The following is a 25,063-nucleotide window of genomic DNA, read 5'->3' as shown; positions in this document are numbered from 1 at the left end:
CGTTAAGACATGCCTAATTTCTTTATCGATCGCCCCATATTTGCGTGGGTGATCGCCATTATCATCATGCTGGCCGGGGGACTTGCGATCCTGAAGCTGCCTGTTGCGCAATATCCAACGATTGCGCCGCCGGCAGTGACGATCTCCGCAACCTACCCGGGCGCTGATGCCAAAACGGTGCAGGACACCGTTACGCAGGTTATCGAACAGAACATGAACGGTATCGATAACCTGATGTACATGTCCTCAAACAGTGACTCAACCGGTACAGTTCAGATTACCCTGACCTTTGAATCCGGTACGGATGCGGACATTGCGCAGGTTCAGGTGCAGAACAAACTGCAGCTGGCGATGCCCCTGCTGCCGCAGGAAGTGCAACAACAGGGTGTGAGCGTCGAGAAATCGTCCAGTAGCTTCCTGATGGTTGTCGGCGTGATTAACACCGATGGCACCATGACGCAGGAAGATATTTCCGACTACGTGGGCGCCAACATGAAGGACGCCATCAGCCGTACGTCTGGTGTGGGTGACGTTCAGCTGTTCGGTTCACAGTACGCGATGCGTATCTGGATGGATCCGAATAAGCTGAACAACTTCCAGCTGACCCCGGTTGACGTGATCAGCGCAATTAAAGCGCAAAACGCCCAGGTTGCAGCCGGTCAGTTAGGCGGCACGCCGCCGGTGAAAGGCCAGCAGCTTAACGCGTCTATCATCGCGCAAACGCGTCTGACCTCGGCGGATGAGTTCAGTAAAATTCTGCTGAAGGTGAATCAGGACGGTTCGCAGGTTCGCCTGCGTGACGTGGCGAAAGTGGAGCTGGGTGGCGAGAACTACGACGTTATTGCGAAGTTCAACGGTAAACCGGCTTCCGGTTTAGGTATCAAACTGGCGACTGGGGCGAACGCCCTGGACACCGCGACGGCTATCCGTGCAGAACTGAAGAAGATGGAACCTTTCTTCCCGTCAGGTCTGAAAATTGTTTACCCGTATGACACCACGCCGTTCGTTAAAATTTCGATTCACGAAGTGGTTAAAACCCTGGTTGAGGCGATCATCCTCGTCTTCCTGGTAATGTACCTGTTCCTGCAAAACTTCCGCGCAACGCTGATCCCAACCATCGCCGTGCCGGTCGTACTGCTCGGCACCTTCGCGGTTCTGGCGATATTTGGCTATTCGATAAACACCCTGACGATGTTCGGGATGGTGCTCGCCATCGGCCTGCTGGTGGATGACGCCATCGTAGTGGTCGAAAACGTTGAGCGTGTGATGGCGGAAGAAGGCCTGCCGCCGAAGGAAGCAACCCGTAAATCAATGGGCCAGATCCAGGGCGCGCTGGTCGGTATCGCGATGGTTCTGTCTGCGGTATTTATCCCGATGGCCTTCTTCGGTGGTTCAACCGGTGCGATTTACCGTCAGTTCTCTATTACCATCGTTTCCGCGATGGCGCTGTCGGTGCTGGTAGCCCTGATCCTGACGCCAGCCCTGTGTGCGACCATGCTGAAGCCGATTAAGAAAGGTGGCCACGGCGAGCACAAAGGGTTCTTCGGCTGGTTTAACCGCATGTTTGATAAGAGTACGCACCACTACACCGACAGCGTGGGGAACATCCTGCGCAGCACCGGTCGTTATCTGCTGCTCTATATCATCATCGTGGTGGGCATGGCTTTCCTGTTTGTTCGTCTGCCAAGCTCGTTCCTGCCAGATGAAGACCAGGGCGTGTTCCTGAGCATGGCTCAGCTTCCGGCGGGTGCGACGCAAGAACGTACGCAAAAAGTGCTGGATGAGATGACCGACTACTTCCTGACCAAAGAGAAAGACAACGTCGAATCCGTGTTTGCGGTTAACGGCTTTGGCTTCGCGGGTCGTGGTCAGAACACCGGTATTGCCTTCGTTTCTCTGAAAGACTGGTCCGAACGTCCGGGTGATGAGAACAAAGTTGAAGCCATTACCAACCGGGCCATGGGTACCTTCTCACAGATTAAAGATGCGATGGTCTTCGCCTTTAACCTGCCAGCGATTGTTGAACTGGGTACGGCGACCGGCTTCGACTTCCAGCTGATTGACCAGGGCGGTCTGGGCCACGAAAAACTGACTCAGGCGCGTAACCAGCTATTTGGCGAGGTGGCTAAACACCCTGACCTGCTGGTGGGCGTGCGTCCTAACGGTCTGGAAGATACGCCGCAGTACAAGATCGATATCGACCAGGAAAAAGCACAGGCGCTGGGTGTGTCCATCAGTGACATCAATACCACGCTGGGTGCAGCCTGGGGTGGCAGCTACGTCAACGACTTCATCGACCGTGGTCGCGTGAAGAAAGTGTACGTCATGTCCGAAGCGCAATACCGTATGCTGCCGAACGATATCAACAACTGGTACGTTCGCGGCAGCGATGGCCAGATGGTGCCGTTCTCCGCCTTCTCAACTTCGCGCTGGGAATACGGTTCGCCGCGTCTGGAGCGTTATAACGGCTTGCCTTCGATGGAGATCCTCGGTCAGGCGGCGCCGGGCCGAAGCACCGGTGAAGCCATGAACCTGATGGAAGAGTTGGCCAGCAAACTGCCTGCGGGTATTGGCTACGACTGGACCGGTATGTCCTATCAGGAACGTCTGTCCGGTAACCAGGCCCCTGCCCTGTACGCCATTTCACTGATTGTGGTGTTCCTGTGTCTGGCGGCATTGTATGAGAGCTGGTCGATTCCGTTCTCCGTTATGCTCGTGGTTCCGCTGGGGGTTATCGGTGCGCTGCTTGCCGCAACCTTCCGAGGGCTGACTAACGACGTTTACTTCCAGGTGGGCCTGCTGACAACCATTGGCTTGTCGGCGAAGAACGCGATACTTATCGTCGAATTCGCCAAAGATCTGATGGAGAAAGAAGGTAAAGGCCTGATTGAAGCAACGCTTGAAGCCGTTCGTATGCGTCTGCGTCCAATCCTGATGACGTCCCTGGCGTTTATCCTCGGCGTTATGCCGCTGGTTATCAGCTCAGGCGCAGGCTCCGGCGCACAGAACGCGGTAGGTACCGGTGTAATGGGTGGTATGGTCACTGCGACCGTTCTCGCCATCTTCTTTGTACCGGTGTTCTTCGTGGTGGTACGTCGCCGCTTTAGCCGCAAAAATGAAGATGTGGAGCACAATCATTCGGTAGAACATCACTGATACCGGTTTCACATGATAAAAAGGCCGCATTTGCGGCCTTTTTCATTTTCAGAAAAATTCATAAAATAGTCTTATTGTCGTTTTATTTATTTTCACCCGTCCTGATAAGACTTATCATAATAATCCGATAAGCTAATCGTAGAATTCAGCATTCTTTCAATATCAATTCATCGCCTAAAATATTCGGACAAATCCTAAATCATCGTAAATGCCGAAGACATCTGAATCCGGACTTCAAATGAAACATTGCGCTAACTCAATGAATCTTAAGGAACGGATTAAAAAAAGGGTTTCTCTCGATAAAAGTGTTCGCGTCAGAGGTCACATTTGCGTAAGCGCTCGCAAGGAAACGTTTTAATTGTAATTTTTCGTAATAGCGCGGTGAAATCCTGATCAGAGTGGCTTATAGTTAGTGTTATCAGGAACACAGCTCCCGTGTGGCTAAGCAAATTGTATCCATCCCGACATGATGTTCGGTGAGTAAAAAATCACTCAGAAGGGGATGCGCTATGGACGAGTACTCGCCAAAAAGGCATGATATCGCGCAGTTGAAATTTCTCTGCGAATCCTTGTACCATGACTGCCTTGCCAATCTTGAAGAAAGTAACCATGGCTGGGTGAACGATCCTACGTCTGCTATCAATTTACAGCTTAATGAGCTGATCGAGCATATCGCAACCTTCGCACTTAATTATAAAATTAAGTACAATGAAGATAATAAGTTGATAGAGCAAATTGATGAATACCTGGACGACACCTTTATGTTGTTCAGCAGCTACGGCATTAACGCACAGGATTTGCAGAAATGGCGTAAATCAGGAAACCGTCTATTTCGCTGCTTCACGAATGTCAGCAGAGCTAATCCGGTTAGTCTTTCCTGTTAAAATTATTACAAATACTAAGGTGAATTTTATGTCTGATAAACCATTAACTAAAGTCGATTATTTGATGCGCCTGCGACGCTGTCAGTCAATTGACACGCTCGAACGTGTTATTGAGAAAAATAAATACGAGCTGTCTGATAATGAACTGGCGGTATTTTATTCAGCTGCCGACCATCGTCTTGCTGAACTGACCATGAATAAACTCTATGACAAGATCCCCTCTTCGGTATGGAAATTTGTTCGTTAGTCGTTGAAGAGAGACTTTAAGGCACTACGCCCGTTGTTAAGCTGAATTTACCTTTCGTATTACGCTTCAAGTGCAAACGCCAGGTCCCCGTATAAAACGTATTTATACGCAAGAATGTTGTGACTCCTGTCACAGCCACTTTTAGGGAACGTTCCCTTTCTGGCTAATCCTCTTTACGCTACGTAAAACGATTCCAGAGAGGTTCCCATGAGTGAAGAAAAACAGAAGATGATTGCCGGTGAATATTATCGCCCCGGCGATGACACGCTGAGGGCTGACCGTTTACGCGCTCGTCATATTGTTCACCGCTATAACCATACCGCACCCGATGAGAAGGCCGAACGTCGCGCCTTATTAGCTGACCTGCTGGGTCAAAGCGAAGGCGCTTATATTGAGCCGAGCTTCCGCTGCGACTACGGCTATAACATCTATCTGGGCAACAATTTTTACGCCAACTTCGACTGCGTCATGCTGGACGTCTGCCCTATCCGCATTGGCGATAACTGTATGCTCGCACCGGGGGTGCACATTTATACGGCCACGCATCCTCTGGACGCGACCGAACGTAACAGCGGGCTGGAGTATGGTAAATCGGTCACCATAGGCCATAACGTCTGGATCGGCGGACGCGCGGTGATTAATCCGGGCGTGACCATTGGCGATAATGCGGTTATCGCTTCCGGCGCGGTAGTGACCAAAGACGTGCCGGCCAATGCGGTAGTGGGCGGGAATCCGGCGAAAATCATTAAAATGATCTAAGCTCATCCTGAGTAACTGTTATGCTTTTTCCTGGCATAACTGTTACTTTCATCGCATAAACCCCTCTCATAAAATAGGCAGATCACCTGTTTTTTTAACAATCATAAAGGCAAAAAATGACAGAGATACAGCGCCTGCTTACCGCCACCATCGACGAGCTCAATACCCGCGAAAAGCGCGACAATCGTCCGCGCTTTAGCATCAGCTTTATTCGCAAACATCCCGGATTGTTCGTCGCCATGTACGCCGCCTGGCTGGCAACGCTTATCGTCATGCTGAAGTCTGAAACGCTGGTCGATTCCGTCTGGCTGCTGGTTGTGCTGTTCGTGGTGTTTAACGCGTTTTTCTTTTTCGACGTCAATCCGCGTTACCGGTATGAAGATATCGACGTACTCGATTTCCGCGTCTGCTACAACGGGGAGTGGTACAACACGCGTTACGTGCCGAAGGAGCTGATCGACAGCATCCTGCACTCGCCGGCTGTCGAAGCCGGGCAAAAAGAGAAGTTGCAGAAAATGGTCATCACCAAGGGCCAGCTCTCTTTTTATGATGTCTTTACCCTTTCCCGCCCCGCTGCTGTGTAATGAGCGCCTGAAGACGTCGAATACCCGGCGCAAACTGCGAAGCAGAGGTATTGCCGTAACCTAAAACCAGACCGGTTTGTCCCTGCTTCGTCTCAAGGTAATACCCGCTCAGCGCAGCGGGTGCCAGCTGAAACGCTCTTGCCTGCTCCACCAGCCGCTGGTCGTCGATACCGTCAATCGCCAGCGTCAGGTGCATTCCCCCTTCCCCGGCAAGAACACGGTGCGGCGTATGAAGCTCTGCGCTCAGCACCTCCCTCAGCTGGCGGTAACGCTTACGGTAAAGGCGGCGCATGGCGGCAAGATGTCGTGCATAGTGGCCTTCCTCAATAAACAGCGCCAGGGTGCGCTGTTCAGCGCGATGCCCGCCGCGCAGCAGCGAGCCGATGGCAGGACGCGCCGCCTTCGCCAGCGCTGGCGGTAACACCATGAACCCCATCCGGAGCGACGGAAACAGCGTTTTGCTGAATGTCCCCAGATACACAACGGGCGCATTGTTGAGCATGCCCAGCATCGCCGGGACGGGCTCACCGGTATAACGAAATTCGCTGTCGTAATCGTCCTCAATGATCCACGCGCTATGCTGCCGGGCCAGTTCCAGCAGCGCCAGACGCCGCCGCGCGCTGAGTACGCTTCCGTAAGGGAACTGATGCGATGGCGAGGTAAAAATCAGCGCGGGTGAAGGCGCACACAGCCCTTCCCAGCACATCCCCTCGTCATCCACCGGTATGCCGGTCATCGCCAGGCCGGTTTTGACGAAAGCGCTTTTGGCGCCGCTATAGCCAGGATTTTCCACCCAGGCGACATCCCCCGGCTCGCTTAACAGCATCGTGCACAGATTGACGCCCTCCAGCGCCCCTTCGGTTATCACTATCTGGCTTGCATCGCAGTCAATGCCGCGGGAGAGCGCAAGATGGCGGGCAATGGCGGCCCGCAGCGTCGGCTCACCGGCCGGGTCGCCATACCCTAACAGGGCGCTTCCCTCCTCGCGCAGGACGCGATCGTACAACCGCCGCCACAGCGGCAAGGGGAAATAGTTGATAGCAGGCGTTCCCGGCGTAAACGCCATCACCGGAGTGTCGCGCGGCACAGGCGCGGGCAGTAGCGCGACACGTTTTGTCAGCCTGACGTCCGGGTCCGGTAATGTCCGGGCAAGCGTCCGAGGAGTGAATTGCCCCACCCGCGTACCCTGGCGGCTACGCAGCAAATAACCTTCGAGCGTGAGCTGGTCCAGCGCCGCATTAACGGTGTTTCGGGACACCGAGATCTGCTGCGCCAGCGTTCGCGAGCCGGGCAAATGACTGCCGGACCGAAGCCTTCCGCACAGTATGGCCTCCCGCAAAGCAAGGTAGAGCGCGCGCTGGAGCGTTTCTTCCCCACGTTTTTTCAGCGCAGCATGGAGCAGGGTGTATAGCTCATCACCCGGTATATTCATCTTTACCTCCTCGTGGTACCAGCAAAACATAGCCTGGTGGTTCTTTTTAAGGAACCAGTAATTCACTAATCTGGAGATCTTTTCAACATCGTGGAAATAAAGATGAGTATATTCAATGAGTTTGGACAACATGTAGGGGAAAGCCTTACCGACTGGCAGCCTCGCCCGCACCCGTCCCGGGTGGTACTTCAGGGTCGCTATTGTCGGCTTGAGCCGCTGCGCGTGGAGCATGCCCACGCGTTGTTCTCTGCGTATTCCCTGGCCGGAGATACCCGAAGCTGGACGTGGCTGCTGCGTGAACCCGATGCCACCGCAGAGGAGTTTGCCGAATGGGTGGCGAGCGTGAGCAAATTATCCGATCCCATCCACTTTAGCGTTATCGATAACCAGACCCAATCTCCTGTCGGGACGCTGTCCCTTATGCGGATCGATCCTAAAAACGGCGTTGTAGAAGTGGGACATGTTCACTTCTCGTCACTGTTAAGCCGCACGCCCATGTCGACAGAAGCGCAGTATCTGCTGATGCGGTACGTGTTCGATACCCTGGGCTACCGACGTTATGAATGGAAGTGCAACAGCCTGAACGAACCATCCCGCAAAGCGGCCCTGCGTCTTGGCTTTCAGTTTGAAGGGCGTTTTCGCCAGGCGCTGGTCATTAAAGGCCGAAACCGCGACACCGACTGGTTTTCAATTCTCGACAAAGAGTGGTCAGCGCTGGCGAGCGCGTTTGAAAGCTGGCTTGCCACCGACAATTTTACCGTCGATGGCAAACAGAAAAGATCCCTTGAAAGCTGGCGAGAAACGCGCCTCTAGCGTCTTTTTTTACGCCCCTGCACCGCCTTAAAGCGCGGGTTAGATTTGCAAATCACGTATAAGCGTCCCTTGCGTTTGACTATCTGGCAATCCGGGTGACGCTGTTTTGCACTGCGCAATGAGTTAAGCACCTGCATGATTAGCCTCGCTTCGCATCAAGAAAGCCGCCAAAACGTTTGCGGAAGCGTGCCGCGCTGCCATCCGTCGAGAAGGTCTTCTGCTTCCCGGTATAAAACGGATGTGATTTAGAGGAGACATCAAGAGTAACGTAGGGATACGTTTTCCCCTCAAGCTCAATTTCACGGTCTGTCTTAATCGTTGAGCCAACTTTAAAATATTCATTAGCCGTGGTGTCGTGAAACACAACGGTGCGATAGGTTGGATGGATATTCGGTTTCATCTCTGGCCTTCATGTATTGTTATAACATAACAAAATACTATCTGAGCTTTGCTGCAAAAACAACCCCTGTGACGCACAGCCTGTTTTTGAAAGGTTTTTTCAAATACTGCCAGAGACTGTTACATGCTATAACTATATCATTTAGCGATAAAAAATTTTTCATCTGGCGCGTAAACTCCATGCCCTGGTCGGGCATATGGAAAGGATACAGCAGCATGCGAACCCGACATCTGGTCAGCCTGGTGACAGGCGTACTGATCTTCTCTGTGCTGGTCCCTGTGTGCCTCAGTATCTGGCTGGCGCATCGTCAGGCAGAGGCGAAATTTGTGGATGCACTGGACAGATATGCCTCGCGCGTCCTGATCCGTACCGACAGAGTCGTTGCGCAGGCAAAACAGGCGCTCACGCACCTACAGTTGTTCAACGCCCCGCCCTGCACTCCTCCGCACTTACGCGAAATGCGTCGTGTCGCGTTCTCATGGCGCTATATTCAGGAAGTGATGTATATCGATAACCTGAAGCCGCTCTGCTCCTCTCTGGAACAATCCAGTAATACGGCGATCTTACCGCCCCCGATGCGGATCACCGCAGACGGATATAGCGCGTGGCTCACCTCGCAAAACGACCTCGGCATTCACCGTTATATGGCCGTTCTGGGGAAAGGACATTATCTGGTAATGGTCGATCCGGCGTCGCTTGTGGATGTTGTCCCGTTCGGTGACATTTCGATGGATGCCGCCCTGGTGGGCAGCGAAACCCATCGGATATTTGCCAGAAGCAATATTCTCGACCCGTATATTCTTTCTGTCGTTAAGGAGCAGCAGGACGTTAAGCGCGTGCAATACAACGGCTCGATGTACGTGTTGAAACCGGTGCCAGAACTGGGGCTTACGGTTATTGCCTGGGCATCGTTAAAACCGCTCGCGGCATCCTGGCATCAGCAGCTGATCATCTGGCTACCGGCAGGCATACTGATAAGCCTGGTTGCAGCCCTTATTGTGCTTCGCATCCTCCGCCGTTTGCTTTCCCCGCGTAACCGGCTGATCGACGCGATCAACAACCGGGAGATCGAGGTTTACTATCAGCCCATTGTGGCGCTATGCAGTGGAAAACTGGTGGGTGCAGAAGCGCTGATGCGCCGGCCGCAGCCAGATGGCAGTGACCTGTCGCCTAATCTCTTTGTTCCCCTGGCGGAGCAGACGGGGCTTATTTCAACGCTGACACAGCTGGTGGTGAATAAGGTGTTTGAGGATTTAGGTGCCTGGCTGCATCATCACCCGGAACTGCACATTTCTGTCAACCTTGCACCATCCGATTTAACGTCCCCCGAGCTGCCTCGCCTGCTGAGTCAATTGCTCAACAAATGGGGCGTCCACCCGCGCCAGATCGCCCTTGAATTGACCGAGCGCGGCTTTGCCGATCCTGCCGTCAGCGCCCCTGCCATCGCTGCGTTTCGGCGCTCCGGGCATGCCATCTACATTGATGATTTTGGTACGGGTTACTCCAGCCTGAGCTATTTGCAGGATCTTGATGTCGATACCCTGAAGATTGATAAATCCTTTGTGGACGCGCTGGAGTATAAGAACGTGACTCCCCACATCATCGAAATGGCCAAATCGCTTAAGCTGGCGATGGTCGCAGAAGGCATTGAAACTGAAGGGCAGCTCGAATGGTTGCATCGCCACGGCGTGCAGTACGGACAGGGCTGGTATTTCAGCAAGGCGCTGCCTAAAGAAGATTTCATTCGCTGGGCCGAGCACAACCTCAGGAAATAAACCCATTACGCGGTGTTACGTGCGGCCACGGCAGTGGCCGCACGTTTCAGCTCAGCCGTTCTGCTGCCAGCTAAACGTGTAGCGCAGCCTACGGTTTTGCAGAATGAAGGCGGGAGCTACGCTCGGGCTCCATGAGTCGTCCCCCCCCACGCCCATGTGGAAGGCATCAAGATTCAACCAGCAGCCATCCTCTTCCCGTAGCAAATGGTGATGCGTTGTCGTATGCAGTTGCTGCTGGCTGTAACGGCTCAGGGAGAAATGGAACTGTCCCTGGAAGTGATGTGAGCCAAACGTCAGCTCACGGGTGTCGCAGCGTAAACCGTTCTCCGTCGGGAAGATATACGGCGTCTGCATGGCGTCCAGCGGTAACGCCCAGCGCCCCTGCTGCGCCGCCAGTTTTCTGTCCGGATAATTCTCCAGCGGGCCCAGCCCCAGCCAGCGCACCGTTTGCGGGATATCCGCCAGCATAACGCTCAGGCCCACGCGAGCGGGTTCAGGAATGTCAGACGCCACCGTCACCTGCACATCACCGTGCAGTAACCCGTGGTCATCAATCCGCCAGACCTTGTAGCTGATAAACAGCGCTTTACCCTGATGCTCCCAGACGTGCTGCGTGGTCACCACCACCTCACGGGCATGCTGTTCCGCTTCACACTGGATAAGGCGCGAGGATATCTCATACATCCCTGCCGCTTTCCAGCGTTCCACCCACGCGTTCGGATCGATGCGGGTCGCCTCGCTGACGCCAATGTCATTATCCAGCGGCGCCCGGGTAAAGTTATCCGTTAGCGGGGAACGGAGCGTTTCAGCGCCCGCGTTCCACCACTGGGTCAGGTTGCCGGTGAGACGGCTAAACTGCCAGCGCTGCTGCTGATGAGTGATGTCCAGCACCTCGTCCCGCACCGTTAACTGCGGAGGGGTTCCGCCTGCTTTCGGTGGCGTAAGGTACAGCGGAGCCGGGAGCGGCCACTGATCCCAGGCACAACGGTGGCCGAACGGCGACCACGGCGTGGCCTGCGGCTGAACGATCTCCACGTTGAGCCAGACCTCGCCCGGTTCAGCGCCGAATTCAGTCTGCGGGATCTCAACGCGCTGTGTCCCCTGGGGCGCAACAGAAAGGGTTATTTCGCCGGAAGCCAACACCACACCGTCACGCGCCACCGACCATCGCAGACTCTCGTTGTCAGTATGACGGAACAGATAATCGCTCTGGATATCGACGAGCAGCGGAGCAGTGCTCACCAGCGTAAAGGTAAAGAACTGCTGGGCACGCTGTGCCTCGTAAAGGGCGGGATGCGGGGTGCGATCGGGAAACACCAGCCCGTTGAGGCAGAACTGACGATCGTTGGGCTTATCGCCAAAATCGCCGCCGTAGGCCCAGAATGCCGTGCCGTCTTCCGCTTTTTTTGTCAGCGCCTGATCGACCCAGTCCCAGACAAAGCCGCCCTGCAACCGGGGATGGCTGCGGAATGCCTGCCAGTAGCTGGCAAAGCCGCCAAAGCTGTTACCCATCGCGTGGGCATACTCGCACAGGATCAGCGGACGGGTTTCGTCCGGCATACCAATCCACTTTTTAATCGACCACTTTGGCACCGCCGGGAACGGCTGATCCTGATCGACGCGGGCATACATCGGGCAAATAATATCAGTTGCCGCCGTACTGGCCCCCCCGCCTTCGTACTGCACCGGCCGCGTGGGATCGGTGGTTTTCAGCCAGCGGTACAGCGCATCGTGATTCGCCCCATGCCCGGACTCATTCCCCAGGGACCAGATGATGATGGACGGATGATTCCGGTCCCGCTGCACCATACGCGTTACGCGTTCGCTCATGGCAGGCAGCCAGCGCGGATCGTCCGCCAGGCGGCTCATCGGCACCATGCCATGGGTTTCAATATTCGCCTCATCGACCACGTACAGGCCGTAGCGATCGCAAAGCGTGTACCACAGAGGGTGATTCGGATAATGCGAGCAGCGCACGGCATTGAAGTTATGCTGCTTCATCAGTTCGATGTCGCGGCGCATGGTCGCCTCATCCATCACCTGCCCCTTCTCAGGATGATGTTCATGACGGTTCACGCCGCGGATCAGCAGCGGTTTGCCGTTAAGCTTCAGCAGGCCGTTGCTGATTTCGACGCGTCTGAAACCGACATCGCAGGCTTCAGTCTCCAGCATGTTGCCCTGCATATCCCGAAGCGACATGGTCAAACGATAGCGTTCCGGTGTTTCAGCGCTCCACAGCGCGGGATTGTTCACGGGTATCGCCACCGTGAGCCGCTCCGCCCAACTGCCGCGTTCGTCCACGATGGCCGATCCGGGCTGTTGCGTGATTTGCGCGCAGGCTTCGCCGTTACGCCACAGGGTAAACGCCACCTCGCATTCGGCATAGCGTAAGCCTTCCAGCGCAACGTCAACCCGGAGCAGCGCCCGATCGCATTCGGCATTCAGATCGGTCACGATCTGATAATCGGCAATCTGCGTTTCCGGCTTGTGCAGCAGCGAGACGTCACGGAAAATGCCGCTCATCCGCCACATGTCCTGATCTTCCAGGTAGCTTCCGTCGCACCAGCGTAACACCATCACCGCCAGGCGGTTCTGCCCCGGTCGCAGCACCGCGCTGAGGTCGAACTCCGCAGGCAGACGGCTGTCCTGGGAATAGCCCATCTACTGGCCGTTACACCACAGATGAAAAGCTGAATTCACCCCATCAAAGATAATGCGGGTTTGCCCGCTGAGCAGCCAGGCATCATCCATCTCAAATGTGAGCGAGTAACAACCGGTTGGGTTTTCAGCCGGAACATAGGGCGGGTTCACATTTATCGGATAGGTGACGTTGGTGTAGATGGGGGTATCAAATCCCTCCATCTGCCAGTTCGACGGCACGGGCATCTCAACGGCATCAGACAGATCGCCCGTTACCCATGCCTCGGGCACCTGCTCTGGTGCCGGGAAAAAGCTGAATCGCCAGATGCCGTTAAGCAGACGCTCGCTCAGCGAAGGCTTATCCTCCCGGGCGAGGGTTTCATCGCGCCAGCTATGAAAAGGCGCGTGTGCGGCCAGACGATTCCACTGCGTCACGCCCGGGTTTTCCCAGTCACGACGAGCCAGAATTGCGCTGAGGGTCAGCGGCAATGTAGAAGACATATCAACCTCTTTGCGAAGCGCTCACAATTTTAGTCAACATGCCCTGGTAAACGGTGGCGGTAAAGACTTTGATCGTCACCAGGCGAGCACGATCACAAAAGTGCTAGCTGCGCGCCAGTTTCTGCGCCAGCAGCGCCAGCATTCTTAGCTGTTGCGCCAGATCTTCACGATCGGCCTGTTGTACGGCGCGCGGCGCGGTGGAATGACGAACGATCAACGTAACGGGAAGTTGTTGTTGCCAGGGTTCGGCGTGACGGGCTGTTGCCAGGAGCCACTCCACGCTGCGTTCACCGGCCTCGCGGAACGCCTGCCGAACGGTGGTCAGCGGAGGGGAAAACCACGCGCTGTCAGCCGTATCATCAAACCCGACAACCGAGATCTGCCCCGGTACCGCAACGCCTTTTTCCGCACAGGCGCGTAAAACGCCAAGCGCCATCTGATCGTTCGCCACAAGGATCGCCTCCGGCAGCTGCGCGCCCGCCAGGAGCTGATGCCCTTTCTCGTAACCTGAAGCCGCGCTCCAGTCGCCCTGCGCCACCGCAAACGCCTCCACGCCAGCCTGAGCCAGCGTAGTTTTCCATCCCGCCAGGCGAGCCCGGGCAGAGACAGAACTTTCCGGCCCGGCGAGCAGCGCAATTCGCCGGTGCCCCAGCGAAAGCAGATGCTCCGCCCCCAGGCCAGCGCCCTGTTCAGCATTGAAAACGAGGCTGTTAACCCGAGCTGTGGGGGAAACATCAAGAAAAAGAACCGGGGTCGGCGAGGCCATTTCCTGAAGCATTTCTGCCTGTGCATCTTCCAGCGGAACGTTCACCAGCAGCGCCTCCACGCGCTGCGCCAGTAACTCCTGCAAAGCAGCCTGACACTGCGCGGGCTGCTCCACCATAGAGATGAGCACGCCAGCCCCCTGCTCCACTGCCCGGGATTTTACAGCTGAGGCGATTTGCGACGGCGCATGCAGCGCCAGATCGCTGGTCATCAGCCCCAGCGTGCGGGTGCGTTTTCCGGCCAGCTGCTGCGCGCCACGGTTAGGTACATAGTGTAGCGCCGCCATGGCCTGTCGGACCTTTTCCCGCGTACGGGCAGAAACGTGTTCCGCGTCGTTAATCACCCGGGAAACGGTCTGATAAGAAACGCCCGCTACGCGGGCAACGTCATAAAGAGTGATCGCTTTCATAGATTCTGGCGTCGTAAAAGGTAGTCACTATTCTGACACAGTTACGCCATTATAGCCTGTGAGCGCTTCGCAAAATTAAGCAATCCGCTCCGGCTGCGCGGCTTTCTGCATGCGCGGTCTCTGGCGAAACCACGGCAAACAAAGCTGGATCAGCGGGCCGATGGTTAACGCATACAGCACGGTTCCGACGCCAAACGCTCCCCCGAGGAGATAGCCGACGATCAACACGGTCACCTCGATTGCGGTACGCACGCTGCGGATCGACCAGCCCAGCCGGGCGTGTATGCCGGTCATCAGACCGTCGCGCGGGCCTGCGCCAAAACCCGCGCCGATATACATTCCGGTGGCAAGGGCGTTAACCACAATGCCGGAAACCAGCAGGGTGATGCGCACGGGCAGCGAGGTGAGTTCCGGGATCAATGCCATTGACGCATCTGCCGCCAGGCCAATACAAATCACGTTACTGACCGTACCCAGCCCCGGAAGCTGACGCAGCGGGATCCATAGCAGCAGCACCGCAGCCCCGGTTAAAATCATCACCGTGCCGATGCTCATTCCGGCCTGGATGGCGACGCCAAGGTGAAAAACATTCCAGGGATCAACACCCAGATCCGAACGAATAAACATCGCGGTTGAAAGTCCGTAAAGGGCTAAACCGACATAAAGTTGTACCAGACGACGCACCATTTTCACTTCTCCGAAGAACCAGCTTCCATCTTCGCTGAAAATGGCACTATGATTAATGTCCAGTTTTCAAATAGTGGACTGCACATGTCATCACGACGTTTTGGAAGCCAGTCTCTGGTTCGCCTGTTAGGGCACTGGCAGCAAACCTCTTCCCGCACCCCGCGGTGGCGCCAGCTGGCTGACGCGTTACGCCTGTTAATTCTGGATGGCAGGCTGGCGCTAAACACGCGCCTGCCCGGAGAGCGGGAACTGGCCGCCGCACTGGACGTCAGCCGCACCACCATCAGCAGCGCGCTGGCGCATCTGCGTGAAGAGGGTTTTCTGGAGAGCCGTCACGGCAGCGGTTCCCGGGCGATCCTGCCAGACAGCCGGGCCGTGCCCACGCTTTCCACTGCCAGCGCGGCGCTGGATCTCTCAACCGCCGCGCTCAACGCGGGGCCAGAGATCCATCAGGCCTACACCCACGCGCTGACGACCATTACGCCGAATCTGGCGCTGACCGGGTACGATCAGCTTGGGCTTCCAGCGCTGCGTGAAGCTATCGCCGCCCGCTACACCGCACGCGGTCTGCCCACCCGGGCAGACGAAGTGATGGTGGTGAACGGTGCCGTCAGCGGCTTCGCCCTGATCTTAAGAATGATGACCGGGCCCGGGGATCGCGTGGTGGTGGATCATCCCACCTACCCGCTGGCGATAGCCGCGATTCAGGGGGCGCAATGCCGGCCCGTGGGCGTCTCGCTGCCAGAAACGGGCTGGGATACCGATGGTTTTGCCGCAACGCTTGCCCAGACAGCCCCGCGTCTGGCCTATCTAATGCCGGATTTTCATAATCCGACCGGGCGCTGCATGGATGCCGCGACGCGTCAGACCATAACCGACATCGCCGCGCAAACCCGCACCACGCTGGTGGTGGATGAAACCATGGTCGATCTCTGGTTCGATGCTCCCCCGCCGCCGCCGCTGGCCGCCTTTAACCCGGAGGCCGCGGTGATTACGCTGGGTTCCGCAGGCAAAAGCTTCTGGGGTGGGCTTCGTCTCGGCTGGATCCGCGCCTCGTCCCGCACTATCGCCACGCTCGCACAGACGCGCGATACGCTGGATCTGGGCTCTCCGGTGCTGGAACAGCTGGCCACGCTGTGGCTTATCGAAAACAGTGAAACCTTCCTGCCTGCCCGGCGGGAAATGCTGGCAGAACGGCGTGACCGCTGCGGCCAGATGTTACGGAAGCATTTCCCCGAATGGCGGTTTCAGGAAGCGGAGGGAGGACTTTCATACTGGATTGAACTACCCGGCATGCTGGCGACTCAACTGGCGGCACGTGCGGAAACGACAGGCATCATTATGGGCACCGGCACGCGCTTTGGGCTTTCAGGCGCGTTTGACCGCTACCTGCGTATGCCCTTCTCACTCAATTCGCCAGAACTTGAAGAGGCATTACTGCGTATCAAACCGCTGTGGCTTGCCTTAAATAAAAGTACACCGCCAGTAAAACGGAGCCTGGTGTAAATTATTCGCCAGAAACAATAAAAACAGCTGACTGTAACGTATGCAGTCAGCTGTTTTTATGAAGAAGAACTTAATGTTGAGGAGGAATCGGGAAGCCTTTCAGCGAAATAATGAAATTTTCACCTTCTTTCTTTATTTTTGCACCGGTATCACACCAGTCAGACGCAATTCGAAAGAACTCATCGCTTCCTACATTCCAGCCAAGACGAACATGTTTCACATAGCCCGAACGTAACAGATTGCAGGCCTCGTTGTAATCGCTGGCAGTCGATAGTTGTTGTTTCATTTTCTCTTCTTCAGAAGTTTACGTAGTGCTTTGATTTCTTTAGGAGTAAATGGATTTACGCTCTCTTCTTCCGTATGCTGATTATCAACATCCTCTTCCGATACTCCCGCCTCTTCTACTGCTTCAAATGCCAGCAGCAGCAGTTTCTCTGTGGTCACGCTTAAATTCTCATTATTGTCTTCCGCATAGTGGCGGAGTCTTTCTTTTAGCGCTTCATCAATTTTAACGTTTAAAACCGCAGTTACCATGATTGTCACATCCTTTCGGAACACGTGTTTAATTTAATACACGAAGATAAGTTTGTTATCCAGATATATATTTTTTTACTTATGACAACAAAAAGACGCCCAATAATAAAATGACAGTCTATTATTACAGGTTTATGACATTATTATTTCAGTTCAATGAAGGATATATTGCACGAACAAAATAGGCACATAATTGAGAAGGTTTATATAGGGGGAAACTTCAGAGAAGAACACAAATGGGTGGGGGCCCTGCCAGCTACATCCCGGCACCCACGTCGTCTGCCCTGGCTGCTTCCTTCCGGACCTGACCTGGTGAACAGAGTAGCGTTGCGGGAGAACCAACAGAGCCCCCATTGAGAGCGTTGATAACCAACGCGCTGGCGCATTATCCCTGTGGAGCACCTCAATTGCAAGCCGCTGGCAACTGGATGCTGGATTATTGCGCAAACTGACCCGACAATCTTCTTTATCTTCGTATAACATTACCCTTCGCTGAATTCCCGCTGGAGAAACAATGGACGAACATGACACTTTCCCACAGCGAGTGTGGCAAATCGTGGCCTCGATTCCGGAAGGCTATGTCACGACCTATGGGGATGTCGCCCGACTGGCGGGCTCTCCGCGCGCAGCGCGTCAGGTTGGCGGCGTGCTGAGAAGGCTTCCGGAGGGAAGTACGTTACCATGGCACCGGGTAGTTAATCGCCATGGTGCCATTTCCCTCACCGGGCCAGACTTGCAGCGCCAGCGTCAGGCATTACTCTCAGAAGGGGTACAGGTGTCCGGGACGGGACAGATAGATATGCAGAAGTATCGCTGGGAATACTGACGCCCTCTCCCGTCAAAATGAAGAGGGCGAAAGAAAGTTACAACTGTGTTGGCGGTGTAGGCAAGGTCGGCTGATTGGTCTGCGTTGCCACAGGCACTTCAGTCTGCTGCACCGGGACCAGGGTCAGGTCGATTTTGGTGCCCCCTTTGTTGACCGCTTCCTGCACGGTATCGGTGATAAAGACCAGCTTATCGTTGATCGTTACCGCCGCGCTCAGGAGGATACGCGCGTTAGGCTGAACGTCAGACGGGTTGTACGGCAGCACGAAGCTGAACGGCGCCTGTTTACCCTCTGTACGAACTGCACGCTGTGCAAGGACTTTAGACGGTGCATCCGCCAGTGACGCATCGGATAACGTGACTGTTAAAACCGCGTCCGGCGGCAGAGCGACTTTCTGTTTGATCCAGATGGTACCGGACACGTTAGGCTGTCGAATAGCTTGCTGTGAAAGGGTGTTAATCCCGTTTGGGGTCGCCGTTGGTACCGCTACATCGGCACTCTTATCCGCACAGGCGGACAACGCCACCGCCATTGCAACACCGCTTAACATAGGCACGAGTTTCATTGAAGTCTCCTTATCATCAATGCACCGGCGGGATCGATCCCATCCGATGTCGTTTTATTCACATAACGTAAACAAGTGTGGCACAAATCACGGATTTATGCCTAATTTTGCCCAGGTATTAAGATAATTCTACCCATCGGACCACTATCGTTTCTGCGTTATACTCAGCGTATCTTTCGTCACGGCGTTTATTGAGGACCACTATGAGTCAGGCACTGAACAATCTGCTGACATTGCTGAACCTGGAAAAAATAGAAGAAGGGCTTTTTCGCGGACAGAGCGAAGATTTAGGCTTACGCCAGGTTTTTGGGGGCCAGGTCGTGGGGCAAGCGCTATATGCCGCTAAGGAGACCGTTCCGGCAGACCGTCTGGTGCACTCATTCCACAGCTACTTTTTACGCCCCGGTGACAGCGCTAAACCGATTGTGTACGACGTGGAAGTTCTGCGTGACGGCCAAAGCTTCAGCGCTCGCCGTGTGGCGGCCATCCAGCATGGGAAACCCATCTTCTACATGACCGCCTCCTTCCAGGCGCCAGAGCCGGGCTATGAGCATCAAAAACAGATGCCGTCTGCCCCATCGCCGGACGATCTGAAATCGGAAACCGAAATTGCCCGCGCACTCGCACATCTGCTGCCGCCGCAGGTAAAAGAGAAGTTTCTGTGCGATAAACCGCTGGAGATCCGCCCGGTCGAATTTCATAACCCAATGAAGGGGCATACTGCTGAGCCCACCCGCCAGGTGTGGATCCGCGCCAACGGCAGCGTACCGGCAGACTTGCGCGTGCATCAGTATCTGCTGGGTTATGCGTCGGATTTCAACTTCCTGCCGGTTGCGCTACAGCCGCACGGCGTGGGATTCCTGGAAAAAGGGATGCAGGTCGCCACGATTGACCATTCCATGTGGTTCCATCGTCCTTTCGATATGAACGAGTGGCTGCTTTACAGCGTAGAAAGTACCTCTGCGTCCAGCGCACGCGGTTTTGTTCGCGGGGAGTTTTACACCCAGGATGGTGTGCTGGTGGCTTCTACCGTGCAGGAAGGTGTGATGCGTAATCGCGGGTGAGTTAAAAAGCCCGGTCGCTACGCTTACCGGGCCTGCAAATTTCACTTTTTCAGGCCGGGTAAGGCGAAGCCACCACCCGGCAAGGCACTCAAATTATGCGTTGTACGCATTCTCGCCGTGGCTGTTGACGTCCAGACCTTCGCGCTCCTGCTCTTCCGGTACGCGCAGCCCCACGGTCATATCGGCCAGCTTGTAGCCGATAAAAGCTACAACGCCCGACCAGACAACCGTAATCGCGATACTTTCAAGCTGGACCAGCACCTGATGCATCATGGTCACGCCTTCAGCATAACCCACGCCGCCCAAAGATTGTGCAGCAAAGATACCGGTCATGATACAGCCGATAATGCCGCACACACCGTGTACGCCGAATACATCACACGGATCGTCAACGCGCAGAATACGTTTCAGTGCGGTAACGCCCCACAGCCCCGCCAGACCCGCGACGATACCGATCAGCAATGCGCCGCCCACGCCCACGTAACCGCATGCTGGCGTAATACCTACCAGACCGGCAATCGCCCCAGAACAGGCACCCAGCAGGGATGGCTTGCCGCGAACGGCCCACTCGCCAAATACCCATGAGAGGATGGCCCCGGCAGTTGCCACCACGGTATTCACGAAGGCCAGCGCGGCGATTTCGTTAGCGGCGCTGGCTGAACCTGCGTTGAAGCCGAACCAGCCAAAGTAGAGGATGGCGGTGCCGGTAAAGACCATCGGCAGGTTGTGCGGCTTAAATGCTTCTTTCCCGAAGCCCACGCGCTTGCCAATCAGGTATGCGCCTACCAGGCCGGCTACGGCGGCGTTGATGTGAACAACGGTGCCGCCCGCAAAGTCCAGAGCGCCATGGGAAGCCAACAGACCACCGCCCCAGACCATATGCGCAATCGGGACATAGGAGAGCGTCAGCCAGACCACCACGAAAATCAGTACCGCAGAGAAGCGGATACGCTCAGCCAGCGCGCCCACAATCAGCCCCACGGTGATGCACGCGAATGAGCCCTGGAACGCGACATGAATATACTGATAGAAGCTGCCCATTACCGCGGTCAGTTCGATATTTTTCAGCATCGCCCAGTTAACGTTGCCGAAGAAGGCGTTGCCCTCCCCGAAGGCCAGCGAATAACCGTAAACCACCCACAGCACGCACACCAGCGCGAACGTGACGGCAACCTGCGTCAGCATGGAGAGTACGTTCTTGCCGCGGATCAGGCCGCCGTAAAACAGCGCGATCCCCGGAATCGTCATGAACAGCACCAGCGCGGTGCAAATCATCATAAAGGCGTTATCGGCTTTGTCTGCCACAGCAGGTGCAGCCATTGCCAGGCCCGGCAGCAGTGCCAGCGAACCCAGACCTGTTTTCATTGTTGCTTTCATCATTTTCTCGATCCCTATCACTGTGTGCCAGGAGTTACTTACAACGCCGCTTCGTCAGATTCGCCGGTACGGATGCGAATGACGCGCTGTAGTTCGGCAACGAAAATTTTGCCGTCGCCAATTTTTCCGGTGTAGGCCGCTTTGCTGACGACATCAATCACCTCATCAAGCTGATCGTCGGCAATCGCCACATCAATCTTCACTTTTGGCAGGAAGTTAACGCTGTATTCCGCCCCGCGATAAAGCTCGGCATGACCTTTCTGACGCCCAAAGCCTTTCACTTCGGTGACAGTCAGTCCCTGAATACCCATGGAAGACAGCGCTTCACGCACGTCTTCGAGTTTGAATGGTTTGATTACCACCGTAACCAGCTTCATATATCCCCTCCAGTCAGAATTCGGTAATGGCCGCAGCTAACACGAGAGGGATATTGCAAAGGGTGTGCCAGAAGTGAAATGTGAGGAGGAAAGCGCCGCGGCGCGCATGCGCAGCTAAGGGGTGAAAAAAAACGCACCATGGCAGTGCAGGGTGCGTTTCAGTTTTGCACCAACGGTTAAGACTGTTAGCGCATTGCCTTGTTATGGTGCATCAGGCGCTGAGTGACTCCTCCTCGCGCACGCTGGCGGCCAGCTCGTCGCCTGCCAGCTGCAACTGATACATCTGCCAGTAGCGTCCTTTTGCCTCGAGCAGCGCTTTGTGCGTACCCCGTTCAACGGCCTGGCCACGGTGCAGCACCAGAATGGTATCGGCATCGACGATCGTTGAGAGGCGGTGAGCGATCACCACCAGCGTAGTGCGGTCCCGCACGGCAGCCAGCGCCAGCTGGATCGCCTGTTCGGTACCGGAGTCGATGCTTGCGGTCGCTTCATCCAGAATCAACACCTGCGGCGTCTCAATCAGCACGCGCGCCAGCGCCAGGAGCTGCTTTTGCCCGACAGAGAGGTTATTGCCTTGCTCGCCCAGCCGGGTATTGATCCCCTCGCTTAACCCGCGCGCCAGATCTGCCAGCTGCACCGTTTCCAGCACCTCCCATACCTGCTCAGGCGTGAAAGATCGTCCCAGCGTCACGTTGGCATAAAAGGTATCCGCCAGCACTACCGGATCCTGCTGCACCATCGCGACGCCTTTACGCAACGCGTTGTGGCTAAGCGCGGAAAGAGGCCGTCCATCCAGACGGATCTCCCCCTGCGTCAACGGATAGTAGCCCATCAGCAAACTGGCGAGCGTGCTTTTGCCGCTGCCGGTATGCCCAACCAGGGCGACAAAACCGCGCGACGGTACCTCGAGGTTGATATCCTGCAAGACAAGCTGATCGTCGCGGTAGGCAAACGAGACATGATCAAACGCTATGGATCCACTTTCCAGCGGACGTTCATCATCGCCATAGGTCTGACGCGGCCTGTCCATCAGCTCAAACACACGCTCACCCGCGACTACCGCCTGTTGCAGCATCGATTGCTGCGTAGTGAGTTCAATCAGCGGTTCGTTAAGACGGCCAAGGTAACTGATAAACGCGTACAGCACTCCCACCTCAATGGTTCCACGCGTCGTCAGGCCAAACAGCATCAACATCCCGCACAGCACCAGCGCAGAGAAGAGGCTCAGCAGCGGGCGTAACAGGAAGCCGTCCAGACGTAACGTCTGCATCCGCGCCATATAGTGCGAACGGCTGGCTTCTCCCATTCGCTCGCCAAAACGCGCCTGCTGGCGAAACTGCTGGATAACGCTCATGCCGTTGATCACTTCGTTGAAGCCATCATTGATGTCTGCAAGGTAAGCGCGCACGCGACGAACAATCGGCGTGCTGTAGCGCTGGTAAATTACCATCACAATCAGCACCGCCGGGAAAATAGCGATCGCCACCAGCGCCATCCGCCAGTCCAGACTGAACATCGCCACCAGCATCGCGCCAATCAATGCGGCACTGCGCAGAACCGTTGCGACAACGGTCACATAAAGGTCGCGGATCACCTCGGTGTCATTGGTGACGCGCGAAATAACCTGCCCGACCGGCTGGGTATCAAACTCGCTCAGCGGCTGGCGTAGCGCGGCATCCATCACATCCGTGCGTAGCTGCTGGACCACGCCCACGGCGGCCCGGTTAAACAGCAGCGACTGCGCATAGTGCAGCCCCGCCGCCGTCAGCTGTAGCCCGACATACGCCACACCCAGCCCCGCCACCAGCCCCAGCGGCAGATAGCTTTTCGCCACCATGTTATCGATAAAATAGCTGATAAGCAGCGGACCGGTCACCTCCGCAATCGCGGCGATCCACAGCAACAGCACGGCGATGGAAAGCGGTTTGCGCCACGGCGAGCCATAGGCGAGCAGCCGTTTTAACGTCGGCCACATCTGTCCAAACTTACGCATCGGCGACCTCCTCATCCAGCGCGGCTTCAAGCTGTTGATAGCGGTACATATCCCGATACCATCCGGTCTGCCCGGCAAGCTGCTCATGCTGACCACGCTGAGCAATATGCCCGTGCTGAAGCACCAGAATTTCGCTGGCTTCGGTAAGGGCCGACAGACGGTGCGCGCTGATGATGACCGTGCGCCCCTCTCCCCACTGGCGAAGGTTATGCAAAATTTGATGTTCAGTACGTCCGTCAACCGCGGACAGCGCATCATCCAGAATCAGGATCTCAGCGTCCAGCAGCAGCGCGCGGGCAATAGAGATACGCTGTTTTTGTCCACCGGAGAGCATAACGCCCCGCTCACCCACTTCTGTGTCGTAGCCCTGCGGCAGGCGCAGAATATCCTCATGGACGCTGGCTAAGCGCGCCACATGCTCGATCTGGTCCTGTGTCGCCGTCGGGCACCCGAGCGCGATATTGTTGGCTATGGTGTCTGAAAACAAAAACGGCGTCTGGCTGACGACCGCCAGGCGGCTGCGCCAGTCATCCAGCAGCAGACGTGGCAGGGGGACGTCATGGAAACGGATATCGCCTTCGCTCACGTCAAAATGGCGCTGAATCAGTGACAGAATGGTGCTTTTACCGGAGCCCGTCGGGCCGCAGATGCCCAGCATCTGACCAGGACGCAGCGTGAAACTGACGTTTTCAAGCACCGGATGTTCCGTTTGCGGGTAGATAAAGACGCGGATATCAGCCTTCAGAACACCCGGATCTTCCGGTACCGGCTCGCTGCCATCGTTCACTACCGGCACTTCCGCCAGCATGGCGCGGATACGGCTGTAGGCGGCGCTCCCACGTTCAACGATGTTAAACATCCAGGCCAGCGCCAGCATCGGCCAAATCATCAGCCCGAGGTACATCGCAAAGCTGGTTAACTGCCCGAGGGTCATGGTGCCTCGCACCACCATCCAGCTGCCGCCGCCCACCGCCAGCAGGTTCGCCATGCCAATCGCAATATAAATTGTCGGATCAAAGCGGGCGTCTATACGCGCCACGCGCATGTTTTTCGCACCGGTATCGGCGGCGTCGGCCGCAAACAGCGCGGACTGCCTGTCTTCCAGACCAAACGCTTTGATCATGCGGATGCTGGTCATGCTCTCCTGGGTGCGATCGTTTAACGACGAGAACGCCGCCTGCGCCAGCTTAAAGCGTTCATGGAGCTGCTCGCCGTAGCGGTTAATCGCCAGCGCCATCAGCGGCATCGGCAGCAGCGCCAGCAGCGTGAGCTCCCAGCTAATTTGCGTAGACATCACAATCAGTACCGCACAGCCCATCACCAGGGAATCCACCAGCGTTAACACCCCTTCACCGGCGGCAAACACCACACGGTCCACATCGTTAGTGGCGCGGGCGATGAGATCCCCGGTACGGTGACGCAGATAAAACTCAGGGTGCTGGCGGCTCAGCTGGCGGTAAAAGTCCTCGCGCAGCTCAACGGCAAGCTGATAGGACGCGCCGAACAGCAGCACGCGCCAGACATAACGCAGCAGGTAAACCACCACGGCCGTCAACACCAGCGTACCGACCCACATCATCACCCGTGCGGCGGTGTAATGTTGTTCCGTAACACCATCCACGACGTATCCCACCACTTTGGGCGGGATCAGTTGCAAAATGGCAATGATAATAAGCAGGGCCACCGCGCCGAGGTAGCGTTGCCACTCCCGACGAAAGTACCAGCTTAATTGGGCAAATAATCGCACGCGGTCTTTTCCTGAAGATATT

Annotated in this window: 22 protein-coding genes, 1 other RNA gene and 1 pseudogene; 10 read left to right on the top strand and 14 right to left on the bottom strand. The window is 55.9% G+C overall.

Annotated elements, in window-relative coordinates; translation table 11 throughout:
- The first annotated feature begins 9 nt into the window (after positions 1 to 9).
- From acrB to HWQ15_RS13650, 5 genes are all read left to right on the top strand, one after another.
- Complete coding sequence (gene acrB, locus HWQ15_RS13670; RefSeq protein WP_023299464.1) at positions 10 to 3,156, top strand: multidrug efflux RND transporter permease subunit AcrB; 3,147 nt, start codon at positions 10 to 12, stop codon at positions 3,154 to 3,156.
- A 509-nt stretch (positions 3,157 to 3,665) separates the two neighbouring features.
- Complete coding sequence (gene tomB, locus HWQ15_RS13665; protein WP_006809850.1) at positions 3,666 to 4,040, top strand: Hha toxicity modulator TomB; 375 nt, start codon at positions 3,666 to 3,668, stop codon at positions 4,038 to 4,040.
- Positions 4,041 to 4,068: 28 nt separating this feature from the next.
- Positions 4,069 to 4,287 carry an HHA domain-containing protein gene (locus tag HWQ15_RS13660; protein ID WP_015571250.1) on the top strand — a complete coding sequence of 73 codons (219 nt, stop codon included), beginning with the start codon at positions 4,069 to 4,071 and terminating at the stop codon, positions 4,285 to 4,287.
- A gap of 207 nt (positions 4,288 to 4,494) precedes the next feature.
- On the top strand, positions 4,495 to 5,046 hold the full coding sequence (gene maa / locus HWQ15_RS13655) for a maltose O-acetyltransferase (protein WP_022647270.1): 552 nt from the start codon (positions 4,495 to 4,497) through the stop codon (positions 5,044 to 5,046).
- 116 nt (positions 5,047 to 5,162) lie between these two features.
- Positions 5,163 to 5,630, top strand: coding sequence for a YlaC family protein (locus HWQ15_RS13650; RefSeq protein ID WP_022647269.1), 468 nt, complete (start codon positions 5,163 to 5,165; stop codon positions 5,628 to 5,630).
- Here the strand turns inward: HWQ15_RS13650 and HWQ15_RS13645 are convergent.
- On the bottom strand, positions 5,602 to 7,062 hold the full coding sequence (locus tag HWQ15_RS13645; protein WP_063149170.1) for a PLP-dependent aminotransferase family protein: 1,461 nt from the start codon (positions 7,060 to 7,062) through the stop codon (positions 5,602 to 5,604). The two genes, HWQ15_RS13650 and HWQ15_RS13645, sit on opposite strands and share 29 nt — an antisense overlap.
- A 102-nt stretch (positions 7,063 to 7,164) precedes the next feature.
- Between HWQ15_RS13645 and HWQ15_RS13640 the strand changes: the two genes are divergently transcribed.
- Positions 7,165 to 7,875: a GNAT family N-acetyltransferase gene (locus HWQ15_RS13640; protein ID WP_063149169.1), complete on the top strand. Its 711-nt coding sequence runs from the start codon at positions 7,165 to 7,167 to the stop codon at positions 7,873 to 7,875.
- On the opposite strand, the gene ykgO is transcribed toward HWQ15_RS13640, so the two are convergent.
- Together ykgO and HWQ15_RS13630 are read right to left on the bottom strand one after the other, a co-directional pair.
- Positions 7,872 to 8,012 (bottom strand): type B 50S ribosomal protein L36, encoded by a 141-nt coding sequence (ykgO, locus tag HWQ15_RS13635; RefSeq protein WP_003859006.1) that lies wholly within the window; start codon positions 8,010 to 8,012, stop codon positions 7,872 to 7,874. The genes HWQ15_RS13640 and ykgO overlap by 4 nt on opposite strands.
- 2 nt (positions 8,013 to 8,014) lie before the next feature.
- Positions 8,015 to 8,275, bottom strand: coding sequence for a type B 50S ribosomal protein L31 (locus HWQ15_RS13630; RefSeq protein WP_015571255.1), 261 nt, complete (start codon positions 8,273 to 8,275; stop codon positions 8,015 to 8,017).
- 215 nt (positions 8,276 to 8,490) lie between these two features.
- Between HWQ15_RS13630 and HWQ15_RS13625 the strand changes: the two genes are divergently transcribed.
- Positions 8,491 to 10,050 carry an EAL domain-containing protein gene (locus tag HWQ15_RS13625; protein ID WP_063945703.1) on the top strand — a complete coding sequence of 520 codons (1,560 nt, stop codon included), beginning with the start codon at positions 8,491 to 8,493 and terminating at the stop codon, positions 10,048 to 10,050.
- A gap of 51 nt (positions 10,051 to 10,101) precedes the next feature.
- Here HWQ15_RS13625 and HWQ15_RS13620 read toward each other — a convergent pair.
- The 3 genes and pseudogenes from HWQ15_RS13620 to HWQ15_RS13610 all read right to left on the bottom strand — a co-directional run bounded on the left by HWQ15_RS13620 (position 10,102) and on the right by HWQ15_RS13610 (position 15,052).
- Positions 10,102 to 13,191 (bottom strand): annotated as a pseudogene (locus HWQ15_RS13620) (beta-galactosidase).
- Between the two features lie 103 nt (positions 13,192 to 13,294).
- Complete coding sequence (locus HWQ15_RS13615; protein WP_063149167.1) at positions 13,295 to 14,365, bottom strand: LacI family DNA-binding transcriptional regulator; 1,071 nt, start codon at positions 14,363 to 14,365, stop codon at positions 13,295 to 13,297.
- Positions 14,366 to 14,440: 75 nt separating this feature from the next.
- Entirely contained in the window at positions 14,441 to 15,052 is a 612-nt protein-coding gene (locus tag HWQ15_RS13610; protein ID WP_022647263.1) for a YitT family protein, read from the bottom strand.
- A gap of 84 nt (positions 15,053 to 15,136) precedes the next feature.
- Between HWQ15_RS13610 and HWQ15_RS13605 the strand changes: the two genes are divergently transcribed.
- Positions 15,137 to 16,558: a PLP-dependent aminotransferase family protein gene (locus tag HWQ15_RS13605; protein ID WP_058676951.1), complete on the top strand. Its 1,422-nt coding sequence runs from the start codon at positions 15,137 to 15,139 to the stop codon at positions 16,556 to 16,558.
- Positions 16,559 to 16,628: 70 nt separating this feature from the next.
- On the opposite strand, the gene HWQ15_RS13600 is transcribed toward HWQ15_RS13605, so the two are convergent.
- The 3 genes from HWQ15_RS13600 to ffs all read right to left on the bottom strand — a co-directional run bounded on the left by HWQ15_RS13600 (position 16,629) and on the right by ffs (position 17,436).
- Positions 16,629 to 16,844 carry a hypothetical protein gene (locus tag HWQ15_RS13600; protein ID WP_006809861.1) on the bottom strand — a complete coding sequence of 72 codons (216 nt, stop codon included), beginning with the start codon at positions 16,842 to 16,844 and terminating at the stop codon, positions 16,629 to 16,631.
- A complete protein-coding gene (locus HWQ15_RS13595; protein WP_022647261.1) occupies positions 16,841 to 17,092 on the bottom strand; it encodes a hypothetical protein in 252 nt (83 codons plus the stop codon). The genes HWQ15_RS13600 and HWQ15_RS13595 overlap by 4 nt, the downstream gene beginning before the upstream one ends.
- A 247-nt stretch (positions 17,093 to 17,339) precedes the next feature.
- An RNA gene (gene ffs / locus HWQ15_RS13590) (signal recognition particle sRNA small type) lies at positions 17,340 to 17,436 on the bottom strand.
- A 170-nt stretch (positions 17,437 to 17,606) separates the two neighbouring features.
- Here ffs and HWQ15_RS13585 point away from each other — a divergent pair.
- Entirely contained in the window at positions 17,607 to 17,918 is a 312-nt protein-coding gene (locus tag HWQ15_RS13585; protein WP_058676952.1) for an MGMT family protein, read from the top strand.
- A gap of 37 nt (positions 17,919 to 17,955) precedes the next feature.
- On the opposite strand, the gene HWQ15_RS13580 is transcribed toward HWQ15_RS13585, so the two are convergent.
- Positions 17,956 to 18,483 carry a YbaY family lipoprotein gene (locus HWQ15_RS13580; protein ID WP_022647259.1) on the bottom strand — a complete coding sequence of 176 codons (528 nt, stop codon included), beginning with the start codon at positions 18,481 to 18,483 and terminating at the stop codon, positions 17,956 to 17,958.
- A 203-nt stretch (positions 18,484 to 18,686) separates the two neighbouring features.
- On the opposite strand from HWQ15_RS13580, the gene tesB reads away from it, so the two are divergent.
- Complete coding sequence (tesB, locus tag HWQ15_RS13575) at positions 18,687 to 19,547, top strand: acyl-CoA thioesterase II (protein WP_022647258.1); 861 nt, start codon at positions 18,687 to 18,689, stop codon at positions 19,545 to 19,547.
- Between the two features lie 93 nt (positions 19,548 to 19,640).
- Here tesB and amtB read toward each other — a convergent pair whose 3' ends face one another.
- The 4 genes from amtB to HWQ15_RS13555 form a co-directional block, all read right to left on the bottom strand.
- Positions 19,641 to 20,927 carry an ammonium transporter AmtB gene (amtB, locus tag HWQ15_RS13570; RefSeq protein ID WP_022647257.1) on the bottom strand — a complete coding sequence of 429 codons (1,287 nt, stop codon included), beginning with the start codon at positions 20,925 to 20,927 and terminating at the stop codon, positions 19,641 to 19,643.
- 35 nt (positions 20,928 to 20,962) lie between these two features.
- Positions 20,963 to 21,301: a P-II family nitrogen regulator gene (gene glnK / locus HWQ15_RS13565; protein ID WP_006809867.1), complete on the bottom strand. Its 339-nt coding sequence runs from the start codon at positions 21,299 to 21,301 to the stop codon at positions 20,963 to 20,965.
- Positions 21,302 to 21,512: 211 nt separating this feature from the next.
- On the bottom strand, positions 21,513 to 23,294 hold the full coding sequence (locus HWQ15_RS13560; RefSeq protein WP_023299457.1) for a SmdB family multidrug efflux ABC transporter permease/ATP-binding protein: 1,782 nt from the start codon (positions 23,292 to 23,294) through the stop codon (positions 21,513 to 21,515).
- Positions 23,287 to 25,041 carry a SmdA family multidrug ABC transporter permease/ATP-binding protein gene (locus tag HWQ15_RS13555; protein ID WP_063149165.1) on the bottom strand — a complete coding sequence of 585 codons (1,755 nt, stop codon included), beginning with the start codon at positions 25,039 to 25,041 and terminating at the stop codon, positions 23,287 to 23,289. Before HWQ15_RS13555 ends, HWQ15_RS13560 begins: the two co-directional genes overlap by 8 nt.
- Between the last annotated feature and the right edge of the window lie 22 nt (positions 25,042 to 25,063).

It is taken from the genome of Enterobacter sp. DSM 30060 (assembly GCF_013375955.1).
Lineage (GTDB): Bacteria > Pseudomonadota > Gammaproteobacteria > Enterobacterales > Enterobacteriaceae > Enterobacter > Enterobacter intestinihominis.
The sequence above is the reverse complement of the archived record's forward strand: the minus strand, read 5'-3'. Positions and strand labels throughout refer to the sequence as shown.

Bases quoted from the DNA above. Each gene is read 5' to 3' on its own strand.
- maa (WP_022647270.1), top strand. From the start codon at position 4,495: ATGAGTGAAGAAAAACAGAAGATGATTGCCGGTGAATATTATCGCCCC.
- HWQ15_RS13650 (WP_022647269.1), top strand. From the start codon at position 5,163: ATGACAGAGATACAGCGCCTGCTTACCGCCACCATCGACGAGCTCAAT.
- tesB (WP_022647258.1), top strand. From the start codon at position 18,687: ATGAGTCAGGCACTGAACAATCTGCTGACATTGCTGAACCTGGAAAAA.
- HWQ15_RS13580 (WP_022647259.1), bottom strand. From the start codon at position 18,483: ATGAAACTCGTGCCTATGTTAAGCGGTGTTGCAATGGCGGTGGCGTTG.
- amtB (WP_022647257.1), bottom strand. From the start codon at position 20,927: ATGATGAAAGCAACAATGAAAACAGGTCTGGGTTCGCTGGCACTGCTG.
- HWQ15_RS13585 (WP_058676952.1), top strand. From the start codon at position 17,607: ATGGACGAACATGACACTTTCCCACAGCGAGTGTGGCAAATCGTGGCC.
- HWQ15_RS13595 (WP_022647261.1), bottom strand. From the start codon at position 17,092: ATGGTAACTGCGGTTTTAAACGTTAAAATTGATGAAGCGCTAAAAGAA.
- HWQ15_RS13640 (WP_063149169.1), top strand. From the start codon at position 7,165: ATGAGTATATTCAATGAGTTTGGACAACATGTAGGGGAAAGCCTTACC.
- HWQ15_RS13630 (WP_015571255.1), bottom strand. From the start codon at position 8,275: ATGAAACCGAATATCCATCCAACCTATCGCACCGTTGTGTTTCACGAC.
- HWQ15_RS13605 (WP_058676951.1), top strand. From the start codon at position 15,137: ATGTCATCACGACGTTTTGGAAGCCAGTCTCTGGTTCGCCTGTTAGGG.
- ykgO (WP_003859006.1), bottom strand. From the start codon at position 8,012: ATGCAGGTGCTTAACTCATTGCGCAGTGCAAAACAGCGTCACCCGGAT.
- HWQ15_RS13600 (WP_006809861.1), bottom strand. From the start codon at position 16,844: ATGAAACAACAACTATCGACTGCCAGCGATTACAACGAGGCCTGCAAT.
- HWQ15_RS13660 (WP_015571250.1), top strand. From the start codon at position 4,069: ATGTCTGATAAACCATTAACTAAAGTCGATTATTTGATGCGCCTGCGA.
- HWQ15_RS13625 (WP_063945703.1), top strand. From the start codon at position 8,491: ATGCGAACCCGACATCTGGTCAGCCTGGTGACAGGCGTACTGATCTTC.
- HWQ15_RS13645 (WP_063149170.1), bottom strand. From the start codon at position 7,062: ATGAATATACCGGGTGATGAGCTATACACCCTGCTCCATGCTGCGCTG.
- glnK (WP_006809867.1), bottom strand. From the start codon at position 21,301: ATGAAGCTGGTTACGGTGGTAATCAAACCATTCAAACTCGAAGACGTG.
- tomB (WP_006809850.1), top strand. From the start codon at position 3,666: ATGGACGAGTACTCGCCAAAAAGGCATGATATCGCGCAGTTGAAATTT.
- acrB (WP_023299464.1), top strand. From the start codon at position 10: ATGCCTAATTTCTTTATCGATCGCCCCATATTTGCGTGGGTGATCGCC.
- HWQ15_RS13610 (WP_022647263.1), bottom strand. From the start codon at position 15,052: ATGGTGCGTCGTCTGGTACAACTTTATGTCGGTTTAGCCCTTTACGGA.
- HWQ15_RS13560 (WP_023299457.1), bottom strand. From the start codon at position 23,294: ATGCGTAAGTTTGGACAGATGTGGCCGACGTTAAAACGGCTGCTCGCC.
- HWQ15_RS13615 (WP_063149167.1), bottom strand. From the start codon at position 14,365: ATGAAAGCGATCACTCTTTATGACGTTGCCCGCGTAGCGGGCGTTTCT.